This is a genomic window from Photobacterium alginatilyticum (assembly GCF_009910675.1).
GTDB lineage: Bacteria > Pseudomonadota > Gammaproteobacteria > Enterobacterales > Vibrionaceae > Photobacterium > Photobacterium alginatilyticum.
The window spans coordinates 20,478-36,940 of the sequence record NZ_RSEJ01000021.1; the positions used below are offsets into that span (position 1 = coordinate 20,478).

General features: G+C 48.4%; 14 protein-coding genes and 1 pseudogene. 7 read left to right on the forward strand and 8 right to left on the reverse strand.

Annotated elements, in window-relative coordinates; translation table 11 throughout:
• Position 1: 1 nt before the first annotated feature.
• The 4 genes from EIZ48_RS18645 to EIZ48_RS18660 all read right to left on the reverse strand — a co-directional run bounded on the left by EIZ48_RS18645 (position 2) and on the right by EIZ48_RS18660 (position 5,661).
• Positions 2 to 205 carry a helix-turn-helix domain-containing protein gene (locus tag EIZ48_RS18645; RefSeq protein WP_075762066.1) on the reverse strand — a complete coding sequence of 68 codons (204 nt, stop codon included), beginning with the start codon at positions 203 to 205 and terminating at the stop codon, positions 2 to 4.
• A 104-nt stretch (positions 206 to 309) separates the two neighbouring features.
• Entirely contained in the window at positions 310 to 3,144 is a 2,835-nt protein-coding gene (locus EIZ48_RS18650; RefSeq protein WP_160654598.1) for an Hsp70 family protein, read from the reverse strand.
• 55 nt (positions 3,145 to 3,199) lie between these two features.
• On the reverse strand, positions 3,200 to 5,035 hold the full coding sequence (locus tag EIZ48_RS18655) for an Hsp70 family protein (RefSeq protein ID WP_160654599.1): 1,836 nt from the start codon (positions 5,033 to 5,035) through the stop codon (positions 3,200 to 3,202).
• Positions 5,035 to 5,661 (reverse strand): DUF2760 domain-containing protein, encoded by a 627-nt coding sequence (locus tag EIZ48_RS18660; RefSeq protein WP_075762114.1) that lies wholly within the window; start codon positions 5,659 to 5,661, stop codon positions 5,035 to 5,037. Before EIZ48_RS18660 ends, EIZ48_RS18655 begins: the two co-directional genes overlap by 1 nt.
• A gap of 518 nt (positions 5,662 to 6,179) precedes the next feature.
• Here EIZ48_RS18660 and EIZ48_RS18665 point away from each other — a divergent pair.
• Positions 6,180 to 6,533 carry a YajD family HNH nuclease gene (locus EIZ48_RS18665; RefSeq protein ID WP_075762063.1) on the forward strand — a complete coding sequence of 118 codons (354 nt, stop codon included), beginning with the start codon at positions 6,180 to 6,182 and terminating at the stop codon, positions 6,531 to 6,533.
• A gap of 98 nt (positions 6,534 to 6,631) precedes the next feature.
• On the opposite strand, the gene EIZ48_RS18670 is transcribed toward EIZ48_RS18665, so the two are convergent.
• Positions 6,632 to 7,714 carry a site-2 protease family protein gene (locus EIZ48_RS18670; protein WP_160654600.1) on the reverse strand — a complete coding sequence of 361 codons (1,083 nt, stop codon included), beginning with the start codon at positions 7,712 to 7,714 and terminating at the stop codon, positions 6,632 to 6,634.
• 128 nt (positions 7,715 to 7,842) lie between these two features.
• The gene (locus tag EIZ48_RS18675; protein WP_160654601.1) at positions 7,843 to 8,136 is read right to left on the reverse strand and encodes a winged helix-turn-helix domain-containing protein; all 294 of its coding nucleotides are present in this window, start codon (positions 8,134 to 8,136) and stop codon (positions 7,843 to 7,845) included.
• Positions 8,137 to 8,370: 234 nt separating this feature from the next.
• On the opposite strand from EIZ48_RS18675, the gene EIZ48_RS18680 reads away from it, so the two are divergent.
• From EIZ48_RS18680 to lpxL (EIZ48_RS18705), 6 genes are all read left to right on the forward strand, one after another.
• Complete coding sequence (locus tag EIZ48_RS18680) at positions 8,371 to 8,508, forward strand: periplasmic nitrate reductase, NapE protein (RefSeq protein WP_160654602.1); 138 nt, start codon at positions 8,371 to 8,373, stop codon at positions 8,506 to 8,508.
• 63 nt (positions 8,509 to 8,571) lie between these two features.
• On the forward strand, positions 8,572 to 11,064 hold the full coding sequence (napA, locus tag EIZ48_RS18685; protein WP_160654604.1) for a nitrate reductase catalytic subunit NapA: 2,493 nt from the start codon (positions 8,572 to 8,574) through the stop codon (positions 11,062 to 11,064).
• Positions 11,065 to 11,075: 11 nt separating this feature from the next.
• A complete protein-coding gene (locus EIZ48_RS18690; RefSeq protein WP_075762059.1) occupies positions 11,076 to 11,546 on the forward strand; it encodes a nitrate reductase cytochrome c-type subunit in 471 nt (156 codons plus the stop codon).
• A gap of 13 nt (positions 11,547 to 11,559) precedes the next feature.
• Complete coding sequence (locus tag EIZ48_RS18695) at positions 11,560 to 12,141, forward strand: NapC/NirT family cytochrome c (protein ID WP_160654606.1); 582 nt, start codon at positions 11,560 to 11,562, stop codon at positions 12,139 to 12,141.
• 293 nt (positions 12,142 to 12,434) lie between these two features.
• Positions 12,435 to 13,376 carry an LpxL/LpxP family Kdo(2)-lipid IV(A) lauroyl/palmitoleoyl acyltransferase gene (gene lpxL / locus EIZ48_RS18700; protein ID WP_160654608.1) on the forward strand — a complete coding sequence of 314 codons (942 nt, stop codon included), beginning with the start codon at positions 12,435 to 12,437 and terminating at the stop codon, positions 13,374 to 13,376.
• Between the two features lie 331 nt (positions 13,377 to 13,707).
• Positions 13,708 to 14,634: an LpxL/LpxP family Kdo(2)-lipid IV(A) lauroyl/palmitoleoyl acyltransferase gene (gene lpxL, locus EIZ48_RS18705; RefSeq protein ID WP_160654610.1), complete on the forward strand. Its 927-nt coding sequence runs from the start codon at positions 13,708 to 13,710 to the stop codon at positions 14,632 to 14,634.
• Between the two features lie 125 nt (positions 14,635 to 14,759).
• Here the strand turns inward: lpxL (EIZ48_RS18705) and EIZ48_RS18710 are convergent.
• Both EIZ48_RS18710 and EIZ48_RS18715 read right to left on the reverse strand, forming a co-directional pair.
• A pseudogene (locus tag EIZ48_RS18710) lies at positions 14,760 to 15,425 on the reverse strand (pirin family protein); the annotation flags it as partial.
• A 190-nt stretch (positions 15,426 to 15,615) separates the two neighbouring features.
• A complete protein-coding gene (locus EIZ48_RS18715) occupies positions 15,616 to 16,455 on the reverse strand; it encodes a pirin family protein (RefSeq protein ID WP_160654612.1) in 840 nt (279 codons plus the stop codon).
• Between the last annotated feature and the right edge of the window lie 8 nt (positions 16,456 to 16,463).

Consider the following 16,463-nt stretch of genomic DNA (forward strand, 5'->3'; position numbering starts at 1 on the left):
ATTACGCAGCAACAATGTTCTTAAGGTAATCGACTTCGTTTTTATACTTTCTGACGTTGCGAGAAAGTGTTCCCTTTGGAACATCGAAGCGCTTCTCAGCTTCATAGCTGGACAAGCCGTCAAAGATCACCGCCTCAACAGCGATGCGCTGATTTTCTGATTTAAAAATCCGCTGAGCAATTATCTTATATTGGGTACGGTTCATTGTAATACTCACTAGGTATATTGCGTTCTCTGCATGAATACCGTGGCAGAGAATATGAAATACTTTATAAAAATGAGATTACCAGCCTAAACCCTAACAGAACCTTAATCGATTAGCCGAAGCCCTGTCGGTAATGCATCCCCGAATACTCGCTTGGTTTCAGCCTCTGTAAGTACTTTTACTTCCGAGACCATCTGAATCCAGCTATCCGGAGCCTTGCTTGCCTTTAGTTTGGCGATGACATCGGCACGGTTCTTATCGTCAATATCCAGAGCGCGGTCACCTGTCATTCTGCACATCATAACAGCGGCAAAAGCGATGTTTGGATCTTTGCGCCAGTCGTAATCCATAAGCTCGGGCAAACAGTAGGCGACATGCTGTGGCGTCAGCAGGTTATGCGCACTGCCATAAAACGGACTGCGGCTTGCGATACGCCCGATGGCCCACCAGTGCGCCTGAGAGTATTGGGCCTTTTGCAGACGTCCAAAGATCCACTCGATAAGCTGCAGCTTCTTCTCAAAAGGTAGATGCTCAAGTGTGGCTGCAAGGCGGACCATATCTTCATAGCTACGCTCTTGAAGCTCTTTGTTCAGCTTGCTGTTGCGTGTTGCGCCAGGATTTATGTATTTGGCGATATCCTTAAAAATCACCAGTTGCTGCTCTTGGCTAAGGCCACCGGCTATACGACGCCAGAATGTCCACCAGTCGCTCCACGTCTGCGTTTTGCTGTCAAACTGGAGCCCGTGCTGGTAGAGAGCCCAAACTTGTTCCATTCGCCAGTCATCGGATGGGTAGCCAAAGCCTGGTCGCATCGCAAAACCCGTCAGCTTGAGCCAGTTTCGTTCATGAATATCTGAACGACGACGGCGTTTCTTACTTTCAAGCAGGGCATTAGCCAGTTCGCGCAGACAAGGCGTTTCCCAGTTGTCGCGTTTACCCAGCATTTTTTCAAGATTGCTACGAAGGGTTTTGATAGGCTTATTATCGGCATTTTTGGTGCTGCCACCGTAAACATGCTTAATCGCGCTGATAGCATCATCCATACGAGCTGGCAGAATAGACTCCGCCATGGTGGCGTCATCGCTACCACGGTTAAGCTTGGCTAAATCCTTGCGGATAGCAAACTCTACTTTCCAGCGTTTGCTGTCATCGTTCACGCTGACACATTCGATCTGCAGGGTGCCTACTTCGGTCAGCTGACATGCCAGCGTGACTTCTTCACGATCCTTTTGGTTTGCCGCCAGCTCGGCACGATCACGATCGCTGTCCAGCGTTGCAATGAATGGGGGGAGGGTAACGAAGCTGTCAGAGTCGATAGCAAACAGTTCACCGGCTTCAGTGTGGCTGTCATCGGTTGATGAAACAAGGTTAAAGCGAACCGGTTCCCCAAGCGTCAGGGCAAACTTGCGATCGGTTAAGCGTACCTCTGTGCCTTCATCGATCCCTTTGGGCAGGATGCAGATCCCTTGTTTGCTTTTTTTCTTGTCTTCAAGCATCAGGAAGAAAGATCGTGCAGAACCACCACCGATCTTTAGTTGCGCGCCGTGTCGTGCTTTAGCGTACGCAACAGCTCCATAGGCAACCGCAAGGTCAGGATGAGGGTTTTGAAGCTCAGTGACGCTGTCACCTCTCCAGTGGGAGAAGGTCGAGAGTACACGCTCAGACAATAACGGGCTGTTGAACACTCCACCATTAAGCAATACAGCGGAAGGAATTGCTGGCAGGCTTGCCGCGAGATCTGCACCATTGTTTTCAAGAGCTTCACGGCAGACTGAGTCATGCAGGTCAATAAATTGAGCCAGGTGTTTGCTGATTGCCGGATCGGCCGCATAAGGCAGGCCGAACTCGACCACAGCTGCCTGGCGATGACTTGGCTGATCACTGTATTCCGTTTGTGGGAAGAAACCGTCGAGTGCTATGCTGTGAACTTCCTCTCGGGTTAGCTCGATACTTTTCGAGCCACCGATCAGGCGAGAGCCGCTACCCAGCAAGGTGACTTTGGCCGATTCAGGTGCATTGCCTGAAAGCAACTGTTCTTTGACCTTACGGGTTTGTTGGATAAGTTTTGATAAGCCGGCTGCGCTGAGCTTCTTAGCACCACCGTGAAGGCGCTGTTCGGCTTTGTGGGCAAGAGCTAAATCCAGGTTGTCACCGCCAAGCATAAGGTGGTCACCAACGCCGATACGGTCAAGGGTCAGCTTTTCATTTTCTGTGCTGACCTTGATAAGGCTGAGATCAGTGGTACCACCGCCAACATCACACACCATCAGTAGCGGAATATCTTTAAGCTGAGCTTCGGCAGTGTCTTTGTTTTTTGCGTACCAGTCATAACAGACGGCCTGAGGCTCTTCCAATAGCAAAATTTTCGGTAGACCAGCCATTGCAGCGGCCTCTAGTGTTAAAGCGCGTGCACCTTCATCGAAAGAGGCTGGAACCGTTACTACAACTTCCTGATCTGCAAGCTTGGCATCTTGGTGGTGATAGTCCCACGCCTGTCGAACATGGTTCAGGTAGCTGGCACTGGCCACGACTGGTGAGACTTTTTCGACACTACTATTTGAAGACCATGGAAGAATGGCCTCGCTGCGATCGACACCGGTGTGCGAAAGCCAACTCTTGGCACTGACCACCTGACGGCCTTCCACTTTGGCACCAAGTTCGCGGGCAAACTCTCCGATAATGGCGTTGCTGATATCGCCTTTAACCGGTTGGATATCCCATGGCAATACCAGCTCTGATGGACTTATTTCACCTTCAGCCGGGTGATAGCGAAATGATGGCAGCAGAGGTTTGCGGGCAACTTCACCCGGCGCAATAAGCTGGTCAATTTCGAAGATGCTGATTGGACTTGTTTCGAGTTCGTCGGTGATAGGGGTATAAGCGACAACAGTGTGGGTTGTACCTAAATCGATACCGACTAGATAACGAGGGGAAGACATTGGTTACTCCGTTAAAATTACGGCGCATCTAGGATGCGCCGTAACAGGGTAGGGATTACTTTTCGCGAACGTCGAATTCGACCTGCCATTTCTGGCCGCCATCGGTAGGGATGGCTTCAAGGCATAGCGTGCCAAGCTCGGTAACGCGGGACGCAAGACGTACAGGAACAACTTCGCCTGCAGTACGGCCGTCTGAAACTGGCAGTGTTACCTGAATCGCTGGTAGTTCTTCCAGCTCTTCTGGCTGCCACCAGTCAAGGTGAGTACCGGCCGGGTCTTCACGGCGCACCGTTGAACCGAAGAACTTGAACTGTACCGGCTGGCCGATGACCAGGCCAAACTCGCGGCTTGGAACGTCAGCGTGAGTACCTTCTTCCATACCGAATGGTGCGACACACAGTGCCTCCAGAGGCGGTTCCATACCTGGGATTGCCGGCATAGAGCTTTCGATACCCACGTAGTAGCTGCTTGCAATACCACCGCGGATTCGAACGCCTTTACCTTTACGTACTGAACCGTAGTAAGAAGCACCGCTTGCAACAGCCAGATCAAGGTCTAGGCCTTCAAGCAGTTTAGCTTCGTTACTGCCACCCGCCGTTAGCCAGCTGTTAATGATAGACAGCAGACGCTGAGAAAGCAGCTCTGACTTCAGTACACCGCCGTTAAACAAAATAGCCGTCGGACGGATGAAGTCTTCATGCAGCTGGTCGTATTTTTCAAACAGCTCGTCAACAGCTGAAGACTGGCGACTCAGGAAGCCGGCAACATGACGTGATACGGCTGCATCTTGTGCGTATGGCAGGCCCATCTGAGTTAGGGCGCCGCGCTGCATTTCAACAGGGTGCTCTTCAATGCTGTTCTGTGGGAAAAAGCCTTCTACCAGTGTCTGCTGGACTTCTTCTTGTGTCAGCTCAGTCTGCAGCGTGCCGCCAAGAAGCTTGGAGCCACGGCTTGGGACAACAATTGGTACTGCCTGTAGCTCTGCATCACTTAGCAGGGCTTCTTTGGCATCACGGCAAGCGTGAGTAATTGCCTGGATCTGCCACGGCTGAAGCTGTTTGCCTTCCTGAGCCAGCTTCATCTTCAAGCGGTAAGCCAGCGCCAGATCCATGTTGTCACCACCCAGAAGGATGTGATCACCAACCGCGACGCGGTTCAATGTCAGGTTACCTTCTTCTTCGGTTACCGCAACAAGTGAAAGGTCTGTGGTACCACCACCGATATCAACCACCAGAATCACATCACCGACAGACACTTGGTCGCGCCAGGTGTCATCGTTATTCTTCAGCCAGCTGTATACGGCTGCCTGTGGCTCTTCTAGCAGGGTCATATGCTTGAAGCCAACGCTACGTGCCGCTTCTGCTGTCAGTTCGCGGGCTGCAGGGTCGAAGGAGGCCGGAACCGTGATGGTGACATCCTGATCAAACAGCGGCATTTCAGGGTGCTGGTTGTTCCAGGCTTCTGCCAGATGTTCAAGGTAGTTACGAGTGGCATCGATAGGGGATGCCTTTGCAACTTCTTCAGGGCTGTTTAGCGGCAGGAAAGCATCACGACGGTTTACACCACCGTGGCATAGCCAGCTCTTAGCACTGGCGATAAGGCGGATTGGTGTTTTGCTGCCAAGCGTTCGTGCCATTGCACCGACAATTGCTTTTGGCTGCGCATTCCATGGCAGGGCGGTATCGCCTTCTGCGAGTTCAGACTCGTGAGCCTGATACATAAATGATGGCAGCTGATCTTTTTCTTCAACATTACCCGGTGTGGTAAGTTGGGCGATCGGCATGACGTTGACTTTTGCTTCTTCATCTTGCAGATCGACATAAGACAGTACGCAGTGAGTGGTACCTAAGTCGATACCAACGCTAAAACGATGTTCTTGTGTATCTTGCATTACAGTTCTACCTCAGCGGCGGCTACAATACTTGCATCATGACCGTCTGCCAGCTTAGGCAGTTTAACATCGGTCACTTTCCAGCCGCGATGGATAAGGGTTCCGGTGAAAGGTGCTTCGCCAATAACATTACCAGTTAGGCGCACTTCTGAGGCGTTGAAGCCTTGTGGCAGGGTAATGCGTGTCTCTTCGTCTTCAGAACGAACAGGGGCAAAGCTGAAGTATTCGTTTAGGACTTTCTGGCCACCTTCGTGAATAACACGAGCGGCAGCGCCGATTTCTGCATCAGCAAAACCTTTCAGGTCTTCCTGCATGAAATCAATAAAACGGGCTTCTTGCTGAAGCAAAGAAAGAAGCTGAAGGGCTGCATCCGGAGTCGCTGTTTTTAGCTTCGGCTCAACTTCAACAATTTTCTCGACGATCTTTTCAACTTCTACGATCTTCTCTACAGGTTTTTCAACCTCAACGATTTTCTCTACTTCGACTTCTTTCTCGACAACTTTCTCGACTTCAACTGGCTTGCCTTTTTTGGCGATATATAAAACCAGTAACACTAATACTAGACCGCCTAACCAAGCGTGCCCCATATCAATTGTTGTCGGCATTGCCGATAAATCCACAGTCATTTTAGAAAAATCAAAAGCCATATCCGTCTTCTCTTTACAGTGAAAAATCGATTCACTATGAACAATTTGGGCTGAATACTAACATACTCATCCTGCATTACATCTAGGGTGGACCTTTTTTTACTTCAAATTATGCAAGAATTGATGCCTTAGATTAATTTGCAACCAATCAAGGGTTTGACATAACTCTGTCATTGTATGTATACCAAGATGTTATTCTACAACGCCCATATTAATATTCATGAAATCTTTGATTGCTTCCTTTCATTTTTAGTCTATTTTTCACGACTTTGTCAGTATTCTGCTGATCCCGTGGCTAATTTTGTTCAATCAGACTGAGCCGAGGTTGGCTTCATGGGGGCGTTTTGCGTAATTATGCGCCAGAAGCGGTGTGTATTTGGTAACCTGAGCCAGTGGAAAATCATTACAATGTGTGTTTTGTCCGGTTATTGCTATGTATTTTGGGTACACTTGCGGTAGATTTAGATAATTGCTTTAACGAACCATCAGGCTGAACTATGTCATCAGATTATTACGGCACCAGTGCCGCTTATGCCCGCAAAGAACAAGGTTACCGTGAAAAAGCGCTGAAGCTTTACCCTTGGGTTTGTGGTCGTTGTACCAGAGAATTTGTTTACTCCAATCTTCGTGAACTGACGGTACACCATGTCGACCATGATCATACCAATAACCCGGAAGACGGCAGCAACTGGGAGTTGCTATGTCTGTTCTGCCATGATCACGAGCATGAAAAATATACCGAGCATGATCAGCAGACTGGCAGCGTGATCAAAGCGGGTGAAGATGATCACGAAGCGGCGACGTTTAATCCATTTGCTGATTTAAAAGCAATGATGGAGAAAAAGAAGTAGGTTCTTGTTCCCTCCTCCTATGAAGGGGAGGGCTAGGGGGGGGTTATGTTAACCCCCTCCCAGCCTCCCCCCTTGAAAAGAGGGAGGAGTAATCCAATCTAAGATCCCAACACTTTCAGTGGCAGCCCCAGCATGGCGTCGCCTGTGCCTGCGAAATACCAGATTATTCCAACCAATGCACCGACCAGCCCGACATACCACACGAAGGAAACGATTTGTCCATAGCGGTCAAGCGGGAGAAGGTGGCTATTGTGGCGATATTTCCATTCGATCAGGATCTCGATAGAGCCCATGATGAGCAGAAAGCCGAACAGTGCCAGCCCGAGCGAGTAACTTAGCATGATACCGCCGACAGCCGCCAAGGCGCATAAGCTGATGCCTACGATGCTGTTCATTGAAAAGCTGATACTCTTTAGTACATGTCCGCCATCAAGCGGCAAGATTGGCAACAGGTTAAACAGGTTTAGCAAGGCATTGAATACAGCCAGACCGGCAAAGAACATCTCGCCGGTTGCCCAGTAGGCCAGAGTGCAGATGAGAGACATAATAAGCCCAAAGAACGGGCCCATGATCGAAATCACCACATCTTGCCATCGCGTATTTATCTTTTCGTCACTCAGAGCCAGCCCGCCAAGAAAAGGTATCAGGTAAATACCTTTGGTTTTCATTCCAAAGTATTTCATTGCCCTGATATGGCCATATTCGTGAAAGACCAAACAGGCAACCAGTGCGAGGGCAAACTGGACAGAAAATAGCCAGGAGTAGGCCGCTAGACTGGCCGCAGCTAATACTCCTTTGATTACCTTGGCACTTTTCAGCAGCTTCATGCCCAGAGATGCTAAGCCGATTAAGCTAAATTTTCGCTCGGGAGCCGGCGGGGCTACCGGCGTCTGTTGCTCAATATCTTTGGTGTTTCTTGAACCGTCGGCAATGAGTTGTTCGTTGGCACACAGGCGATACTCAATTAAGAAAGGTTGCCAGCTCAATGATACCTCGACACGACATTGAATCACTTCTTCGCCATTACTCAGTTCGAACTGATGGACATGCTGATTGGTATGATCAGCATCGGCATTAATTTGGGATACCAGTGTATTATTCCAAAAAAGCTGCTGCCAGCCCGCCATCGACCCTTCCAGTCGCAATGGGCGGCCAAGAAAATCAATTGATAGTAGTTCCAAGGAAAATTCCGTTTGTGCAGAGTAACAATAGATCCGGGATTATGCTTTCCCACAACAGACACGTAAAGAGGATAAACACACTTGGTTACGTGTTATGTGAAGGGCAAGCTAATTAGGAGGATCATGTCTTAGGGATAATCGAGGACCAGTTTTATCTCTGTCAGATTATCGATAATCCATTGTTTGTTAATCGCTCCCCAATCACTGATTTTATAGTGGCCGCTGCGGTTACGTTCCCCCTTGGTTTGGACGAAGGTACAGATGATATCCAAGTCAGCAAGGCTTTTAATGGTGTCCTGGGCTGTTCGTCTCGGCATGCCGGTGTACTCGAGAATACCGGGTACTGTCGAGATGCCGCTGTCAATCAGGTGAGCAAGATACAGGCGGCGATAAAAACTGCTTTTCGTTTTGCTGGTAGCCATAAACGTTACATAAATCCTTTTTATTTTATCCTCATCTTCGAGAGTAACACTAAAGGGGGGCTGGCAACAGCCAGCAACTGTGCGTATTACCGGACTTCACTGCCTCTTCAATAGTTTCCGATACGATGTCTGTTTTTCTTACCATTTTTATGACGCCTCCTACTGCCATCAGAGTTATCAATTTCTCAGAAGCTGACTAGAGTTAACTTATCGAAATAGTCTTGGAGTAGGCGGATGGAAGATGAGAATCAACGCCGAGCTGAGCTCAAAGCTTTCCTGTTTATTACCGTAATCATGTTTCCAATCCTTGCTGTAGCCGTTGTCGGTGGCTATGGCTTTTTGGTGTGGTTTTTACAGGTACTTACAGGTTAATTACCAGTTAAAACAGGCCGCGTTGTAGAGATGGCCGAAAGTGAAGTATGCAGAGAGGTCGTAATGAAATGTTCACGACGGAAGTTTATTAAAGCGCAGGCAGCAGCATCCGCAGCAGCCGCCATTGGAATGACGATCCCGGTGAAGGCCAGTAATGTGGTGACGGATGCATCTAAGACTCAGTTGAAATGGCAAAAAGCACCGTGCCGCTTTTGTGGAACGGGGTGTTCGGTGAACGTCGGGGTGAAGGATGACAAGGTTGTTGCGACCCATGGCGACATCAAGTCACCGGTAAACCGTGGCCTGAACTGCGTGAAGGGTTATTTCCTCTCTAAGATTATGTACGGCGATGATCGTCTGACTCAGCCGATGCTGCGTATGAAAGGCGGCAAGTATGACAAGAATGGTGAGTTCACGCCGGTGAGTTGGGATCAGGCCTTTGATATTATGGCCGAGAAATGGAAAGCGACGCTGAAAGAGAAGGGACCGGAAGGGATCGGAATGTTTGGCTCGGGGCAGTGGACGGTTTATGAAGGCTATGCCGCATCGAAACTGATGAAAGCGGGATTCCGTTCCAATAACATTGAACCTAATGCCAGGCACTGTATGGCGTCTGCCGTTGTTGGCTTTATCAGGACGTTTGGTATTGATGAGCCGATGGGGTGTTATGACGATATCGAAGCAGCTGACGCCTTCGTCCTCTGGGGCTCTAATATGGCGGAGATGCACCCCATTTTGTGGACCCGGGTGACTGACCGACGTTTGTCGAGCCCGCATGTGAAAGTCTCGGTTCTATCGACGTTTGAGCATCGTAGTTTCGAGCTGGCAGACATCCCTATTGTTTTTACTCCTCAGTCTGATCTTGCCATCCTTAACTTTATCGCCAACTACATCATTACCAACAACAAGGTAAACCAAGACTTTGTCAGCAAGCATGTTAACTTCCGCCGGGGGGCGACAGATATCGGTTACGGACTGCGCCCCGAGCACCCACTGCAACAAAAAGCGAAGAACCCGGACAGCGGCGCCTCTGATCCCATGACATTTGACGAATTTAAAGAGTTTGTTTCGGAGTATACGGTAGAAAAAGCCAGTAAACTCTCTGGTGTGAAACCGGATAAGCTTATTGAGTTGGCAGAGTTGTATGCAAACCCCGATACCAAAGTGGTGTCATTCTGGACCATGGGTTTCAATCAGCATACGCGCGGGGTGTGGTGTAATAACTTGGTCTATAACATTCACCTGCTGACCGGGAAAATTTCCACTCCCGGTAACAGTCCATTTTCATTAACCGGTCAGCCATCGGCTTGTGGTACTGCCCGTGAGGTAGGTACTTTCGCCCACCGCTTGCCTGCCGATTTGGTGGTCGCCAACCCAGATCATCGTAAAACAGCGGAAAAGATCTGGAAACTTCCAGAAGGGACTATCCCGGGTAAAGTTGGTGCCCACGCGGTATTGCAAAACCGTCTATTACGCGACGGAAAGATCAATGCTTATTGGATCCAGGTGAACAATAATCTTCAGGCGGCGGCCAATATCAACGAGGAGACCCTGCCTGGTTATCGCAATCCGGATAATTTTATTGTTGTTTCCGAGGCGTATCCAACGGTGACAGCTCAGGCTGCCGATCTGATCTTGCCCACTGCGATGTGGGTCGAGAAAGAAGGTGCGTATGGTAATGCAGAGCGTCGAACTCAGCTGTGGTATCAAATGGTCAAAGCGCCCGGCGAATCCAAGTCAGATCTCTGGCAGTTGATGGAGTTCTCAAAACGTTTCAAAACCGAGGAAGTATGGCCGAAAGAACTGCTTGATGCGAACCCGGGCTTTAAGGGTAAAACGTTATTTGATGTGTTGTTCATCAATGGCCAGGTCAACAAGTTCCCGCTGTCCGATCTGCCGGAGGGGCAGATTAATGATGAAGCGACAGAATATGGCTTCTATGTCCAGAAAGGGTTGTTCGAGGAATATGCCGAGTTCGGCCGTGGCCATGGGCATGATCTGGCACCGTTTGAGATGTATCACCAGTCTCGCGGGTTACGTTGGCCGGTTGTCGACGGCAAGGAGACATTGTGGCGGTACCGTGAAGGAGCGGATCCGTATGTGAAAAAAGGAGCGGGCTTTGAGTTTTACGGCAAGCCTGACGGTAAAGCGATCATCTTTGCTCTTCCTTTTGAACCGGCGGCTGAAGCGCCGGATAAAGACTATGATCTCTGGCTTGTTACCGGTCGGGTGCTAGAGCACTGGCACTCCGGTTCTATGACGCAACGGGTTCCAGAGTTATTTAAGTCTTATCCGAATGCACAAGTCTTTATGCATCCTGAGGATGCGAAATCCCGCGGATTACGGCGCGGCGATGCGGTCAAGGTTGTTTCCCGGCGCGGTGAAATCATCACGCGAGTGGAAACCCGGGGCCGTAATAAGCCGCCGAAAGGTTTGGTGTTTGTACCCTGGTTTGATGCCAGTCAGCTCATTAATAAGGTGACGTTGGATGCAACCGATCCGCTGTCCAAGCAGACTGACTTCAAGAAGTGCGCAGTTAAAATAATGAAAGCATAGGAGTCTGAATAATGAAGGGTTTAATTTCCGTACTTCTTTTGCTAACGGCCGCGTTGTCACTTTCTGCTGCGGTAGTGGTTGCGGCTACTGCGATTGTTGATGAGGAGTTGGCGACACTGCGTATGTCGGCGCTAGATACTCAGCCTGAGCCTCCGGTGATGAGCCATCCTCTCAATACTGACATTATTCCGAAGCGGAGTTATCCGATGCAGCCGCCGGTTATTCCGCACAAGATTGACAATTACCAAGTCGATCTGAATGTGAATAAGTGCATGTCTTGCCATGCTCGGAGCCGGGTAGAGGAAACGCAGGCCCGCATGATCAGTGTGACTCACTATATGGATCGTGATGGTAACTTCCTAGCAGAGCTTTCTCCGCGAAGGTACTTCTGTCAGCAGTGTCATGTGGTACAAACCGATGCGAAGCAACTGGTCGGTACTGATTTCACAGATCTTGACACCTTAATTGATCAAGAGCAGTGAGGAGGTAGCCAGCATGTGGAACTGGATAAAGAAATGGTGGCAGCTGGTTCGTTCTCCATCGAAATATTTCAGTCTTGGGTTTTTAACCCTGGGTGGATTTATTGCCGGGATCCTTTTCTGGGGTGCCTTCAACACAGGTATGGAATTTACGAATAGTGAGCCATTTTGTGTGAGCTGCCATAGAGATAATGTCTATCAGGAAATTCAAGGCACCATCCACTTTACCAACCGTACCGGTGTGCGGGCTATTTGCTCTGACTGTCATGTTCCCCATGACTGGACAGATAAAATGGCGCGTAAGATGCAAGCTTCAAAAGAGGTGTATGCCTGGGTTACCGGCGCAATTTCGACGTTAGATAAATTCAACGAAAGGCGACGACATATGGCTGACAGAGAGTGGGCGAGAATGAAGAAAAACGACTCACTGGAATGCCGGAACTGTCATGAATTTGTTTATATGGACTTTACCCGCCAGTCACAGCGAGCAGCCAATCAGCATTCGACGGCGTTAGCTGGTGGGGAGAAAACCTGTATTGACTGCCATAAAGGTATCGCCCATAAGCTGCCTGATATGCATGGCGTGGAAGGGTTTTAACTCTTCTGTCGTGATGTAGCCAAAGGGTAACAAGGTGCTTGTTACCCTTTTATCTTTCAACTTATACAGGCATCTTGAATACATTTGATTGGTGTAAAAATCGTCAAAAATGGCTGCATCTTTCCGTATTTTTTCTGAAAAGGTGACATCAGGTCAATAATCGTTATGAAAAGTAAATATCTCTATTACTTACTAACCAGAGGTAATAAAATGCTTTGCTTTTTATAGCATGGGTATCCATTGTTTTTACAGTGTGTACATAACAACAATTAGCACTGCGAACAATAAACGCTATGAGCAAATCTGAAGCACCAACTTTTAGTTATAAATTTCTCCTGCCTCGCTATTGGCCAACATTAATGATGGTATTGATCATGTACCTGCTTAGCTGGCTGCCATATTTTATCCAGTTTCGCCTGGGGCAATGGATTGGGCAGGGAGTTATGCGGGTTTTGCCGAAACGTCGCCAGACCATTGAGAAGAACCTTTCGCTTTGCTTTCCTGATATGCCAGAGCAGGAACGTAATCGCCTTGTTGAAATGAATATCAAGAATGCCGGGCTGGCGCTGTTTGAAACCGGAATGGCCTGGTTTTGGCCAGATCTGCGTGTTCGTCGCCACGTGACCCTTGAAGGCATGGAGCATATCTACAAGCTAGAAAGCCAAGGGAAGGGGATGTTGATGATGGCGGTTCACTCAATGAACCTGGAATTGGGGGCGCGTGCGTTTGGGATAACTAAAGCGGGGATGGGGGTTTACCGACCGAATAGCAATCCCTGTTTTGATTATTTCCAGTATCAAGGCCGCGCTCGCTCAAACCGCACCTTGATAGATCGCAGAGATGTAAAAGGGATGATCCATGCATTGCGTACCGGTAAAGTCGTATGGTATGCCCCGGATCATGATTATGGTCGCCGTCGTTCAACCTTTGCTCCGCTTTTTGCCGTTGAAAAAGCGTGTACGACAACAGGTACAAGTTTATTAGCTGATGCATCTGAATGTGCCGTGGTGCCGTTTACAATTGTCAGAAATACAGAATCCGGCCAATACACTCTGAAAATTCATGAGCCTTTGGAAGCTTTTCCTCATAAAGATGAACAGGCTGCGGCAGAGTACATCAACAAAGCCGTTGAGCGTTCCATCATGGAAGCTCCCGAGCAATATATGTGGCTTCACCGTCGCTTTAAGACTCGCCCGGAAGGAGAGACTTGTTTATATGCTAAATCATCGTCCTAGTGAGAGACTTTTTGCCTAAGTAGGCCTAACGTATCTATCTTTCCAGAAGCCCGCTCATGTGGGCTTTTCTTTCCTCGCCAAACATGTCATTCATTCCTCTTGGGTATTACTCGTTGCTATTTGTTCTCTGTAATGTTGTAAATTTACAGGGCTAACTATTGGATTTAAGTATAGTTTTCTTAATATAGCCTGTATGGATAGCTAGAAGTCTTGTTACAGTCTTGCATGATTGGTTACTAATTAATAAAATACGATGTTCGATAGGGGTAATCCCTTGCTTTTATTGACCATGATGAAGCCAGAATAATAACCATGGGAATGTTTTTCTAATATGAGTAATTTAACCGCGCCTACGTTTAAAAAAGCGTTTCTTCATCCACGCTATTGGCTAACGTTGACCATGATTGGTGTGATGTATCTAATCAGCTGGTTGCCGTATTTTATCCAGTTCCGCCTCGGCCAGGGGCTTGGGCGTCTGGCGATGGGGATAGTTAAAAAACGCCGTAAGACGATTGAACGTAATCTTGAACTTTGTTTTCCGGATATGCCTGCTGACGAACGCGAGACATTGACGCAAAAAAACATCGACAATACAGGTTTGGCCATGTTTGAGACGGGCATGGCTTGGTTTTGGCCTGATTTGCGCGTTGAGCGTCATGTGACGTATGAAGGTTTGGAGTACATTCATCAACTTGAAGAGCAGGGAAAGGGTGTTCTATTGATCGCGGTGCATTCGCTGAATCTTGAACTCGGCGCCCGGGCATTTGGTTTGAAGACTCCAGGCGTAGGTGTCTATCGACCAAATACGAATCCATGTTTTGATTATTTCCAGTTTAACGGCCGTATTCGCTCGAACAAATACATGGTTGATCGCCGGGATGTCAAAGGAATGCTGCGTGCATTGCGAAATGGTGAGCGCGTTTGGTATGCACCCGATCATGATTATGGTCGACGCCGTTCGACTTTTGCTCCGCTATTTGCGGTTGAAAAGGCTTGCACCACAACGGGTACGAGTTTGCTGGTGGATGCTTCGGATTGTGCCGTTGTGCCATTCGCGATGGTCCGCAATACGGATACGGGGCGTTATACACTTAAGGTCTTCCCACCGCTGGAAGAGTTTCCTCACAATGATCCTGATGCTGCCGCTGTTTATGTAAATAAGGCCATCGAGCGCTCAATTATGGAAGCACCGGAACAGTATATGTGGCTTCACCGCCGCTTTAAGACTCGCCCGGAAGGCGAAGAATCGCTTTACTAGTCTTGCCCAAGCGCAAATAAAAGAAAGTGTAGGGAAGAGCACGGCGCTCGCTTTCCCTACACTTTTTTTTGCCTGTGGCTCATTGATCCAATGAGCTAATCTTCAAATAAATTCGCTTTCCGGCTTTAGCCAACCAGCTTACCTTGCTGATAATCAGATATCGCCTGCTCAATCTCTTCCATGCTGTTCATCACAAAAGGACCATAGTGAACAACGGGCTCATCGATGGGCAACCCAGAAAGAAGCAAGATGCCAGTATCCTCTGTTGCTTTGATCGACAGACCTTCACCGCTTTCGAGAATAGCCAGCTGACCTGCCCGGGCTGTGACGCCGGCGATCTCAATAGCCCCTTTGTAAACATACAGCATGGCTTGAAAATCCGGGTTCAGGCAACTGTTGAATGATTCGCCGCTGGCTGCTCGCCAATCGGCAACCGTTGTCGGAACGCCGGTTTTTTGTAAAGGGCCGGTTAATGTCTCACCCTTGATGGTCAAATCGCCGGAGATCACACGGACCAGGCTATTATCGGAGAGTGATTTTTCTGTGATCACCTCAGGTTGGAAATCATGATACTGTGCCGGTTGCATTTTTTTGGTTGCTGGCAGGTTAATCCAAATCTGAAAACCATGCAGGTTGCCATCGGTCATCATGGGCATTTCACTGTGAATGACCCCTCGTCCGGCGGACATCCATTGCGCGCCGCCATCACGCAGTTCACCTGTGTTTCCCATATGATCTTTATGTTGAAAGTGACCTTGCAGCATATAGGTAAGGGTCTCGATGCCTCTGTGTTTTCAAGAGCTACAAAAAAATTTGTTCATATTATAGTGCTTGATCACGTTTACGCTGCTGCGCTAAATTTCGCTCTACGATGAGTAAAAATGACAATTCACATGGCAGAAAGTGATTAGAGCTGACTGTGCCTATAGAGAGCAGGAGTTAATGCTAATTCACCTGATCTCTATAAAATATAGTTGACTGTTATACCAATTGACCTTGCTGGTAGTCTTGTACGGCTTGTTCAATCTCTTCCATGCTATTCATTACAAACGGTCCGTAATGCACCACAGGCTCATTGATCGGGATGCCCGATAGTAACAGCACACCACTGTCTTCAGTGTTTGTGATGGCTAGTCCCTCACCGTAATCGAGTAATGCCAACTGTCCGGTTTTGACGGTTTTTCCTTCCACTTCAATTGTACCTTTGTAGACATAGAGCATCGCTTGGAAGTCGGGATTTAGGCAACTGGTAAATTTCGCCCCCTTGGTTGCTTGCCAGTCTGCGATTGTGGTTGGAACACCTGTTTGCTGCAATGGCCCTTTGATTGTATCGCCTTGAATGGTGAGATCACCTGAAATTAAGCGAACGAGGTTATTTTTGCCTAATACCTTTTCAGTGATCATCTCAGGCTGAAAGTCAGTGTATTGGGCTGGCTGCATCTTCTTGGCTGCTGGCAAGTTAACCCAGATTTGGAAGCCGTGTAGCGAGCCGTCAGTCATCATCGGCATTTCACTGTGGATGATACCTTTACCCGCAGACATCCATTGTGCGCCACCATCCCGTAATTCACCTACGTTGCCCATATGGTCTTTATGTTGGAAGTGGCCATTGAGCATATACGTCAGAGTTTCTATACCGCGATGGGGGTGATCTGGAAACCCACCAATGTAGTCATCAGGGCTAATCGATTTCAATTCATCGATCATTAAAAATGGTGAAAAGCTGGTGTTGTTAAATCCATGTACACGCTGGATTTTTACGCCATCACCATCAGATGATGGGTGAGATTGAATGATTTGTTTGATACGTCGGATTGCCATAGTCGCCT

Coding starts and splice junctions, on each gene's coding strand:
- EIZ48_RS18645 (WP_075762066.1), bottom strand. CDS start 205: ATGAACCGTACCCAATATAAGATAATTGCTCAGCGGATTTTTAAATCA.
- EIZ48_RS18650 (WP_160654598.1), bottom strand. CDS start 3,144: ATGTCTTCCCCTCGTTATCTAGTCGGTATCGATTTAGGTACAACCCAC.
- EIZ48_RS18655 (WP_160654599.1), bottom strand. CDS start 5,035: ATGCAAGATACACAAGAACATCGTTTTAGCGTTGGTATCGACTTAGGT.
- EIZ48_RS18660 (WP_075762114.1), bottom strand. CDS start 5,661: ATGACTGTGGATTTATCGGCAATGCCGACAACAATTGATATGGGGCAC.
- EIZ48_RS18665 (WP_075762063.1), top strand. CDS start 6,180: ATGTCATCAGATTATTACGGCACCAGTGCCGCTTATGCCCGCAAAGAA.
- EIZ48_RS18675 (WP_160654601.1), bottom strand. CDS start 8,136: ATGGCTACCAGCAAAACGAAAAGCAGTTTTTATCGCCGCCTGTATCTT.
- EIZ48_RS18680 (WP_160654602.1), top strand. CDS start 8,371: ATGGAAGATGAGAATCAACGCCGAGCTGAGCTCAAAGCTTTCCTGTTT.
- napA (WP_160654604.1), top strand. CDS start 8,572: ATGAAATGTTCACGACGGAAGTTTATTAAAGCGCAGGCAGCAGCATCC.
- EIZ48_RS18690 (WP_075762059.1), top strand. CDS start 11,076: ATGAAGGGTTTAATTTCCGTACTTCTTTTGCTAACGGCCGCGTTGTCA.
- EIZ48_RS18695 (WP_160654606.1), top strand. CDS start 11,560: ATGTGGAACTGGATAAAGAAATGGTGGCAGCTGGTTCGTTCTCCATCG.
- lpxL (WP_160654608.1), top strand. CDS start 12,435: ATGAGCAAATCTGAAGCACCAACTTTTAGTTATAAATTTCTCCTGCCT.
- lpxL (WP_160654610.1), top strand. CDS start 13,708: ATGAGTAATTTAACCGCGCCTACGTTTAAAAAAGCGTTTCTTCATCCA.
- EIZ48_RS18715 (WP_160654612.1), bottom strand. CDS start 16,455: ATGGCAATCCGACGTATCAAACAAATCATTCAATCTCACCCATCATCT.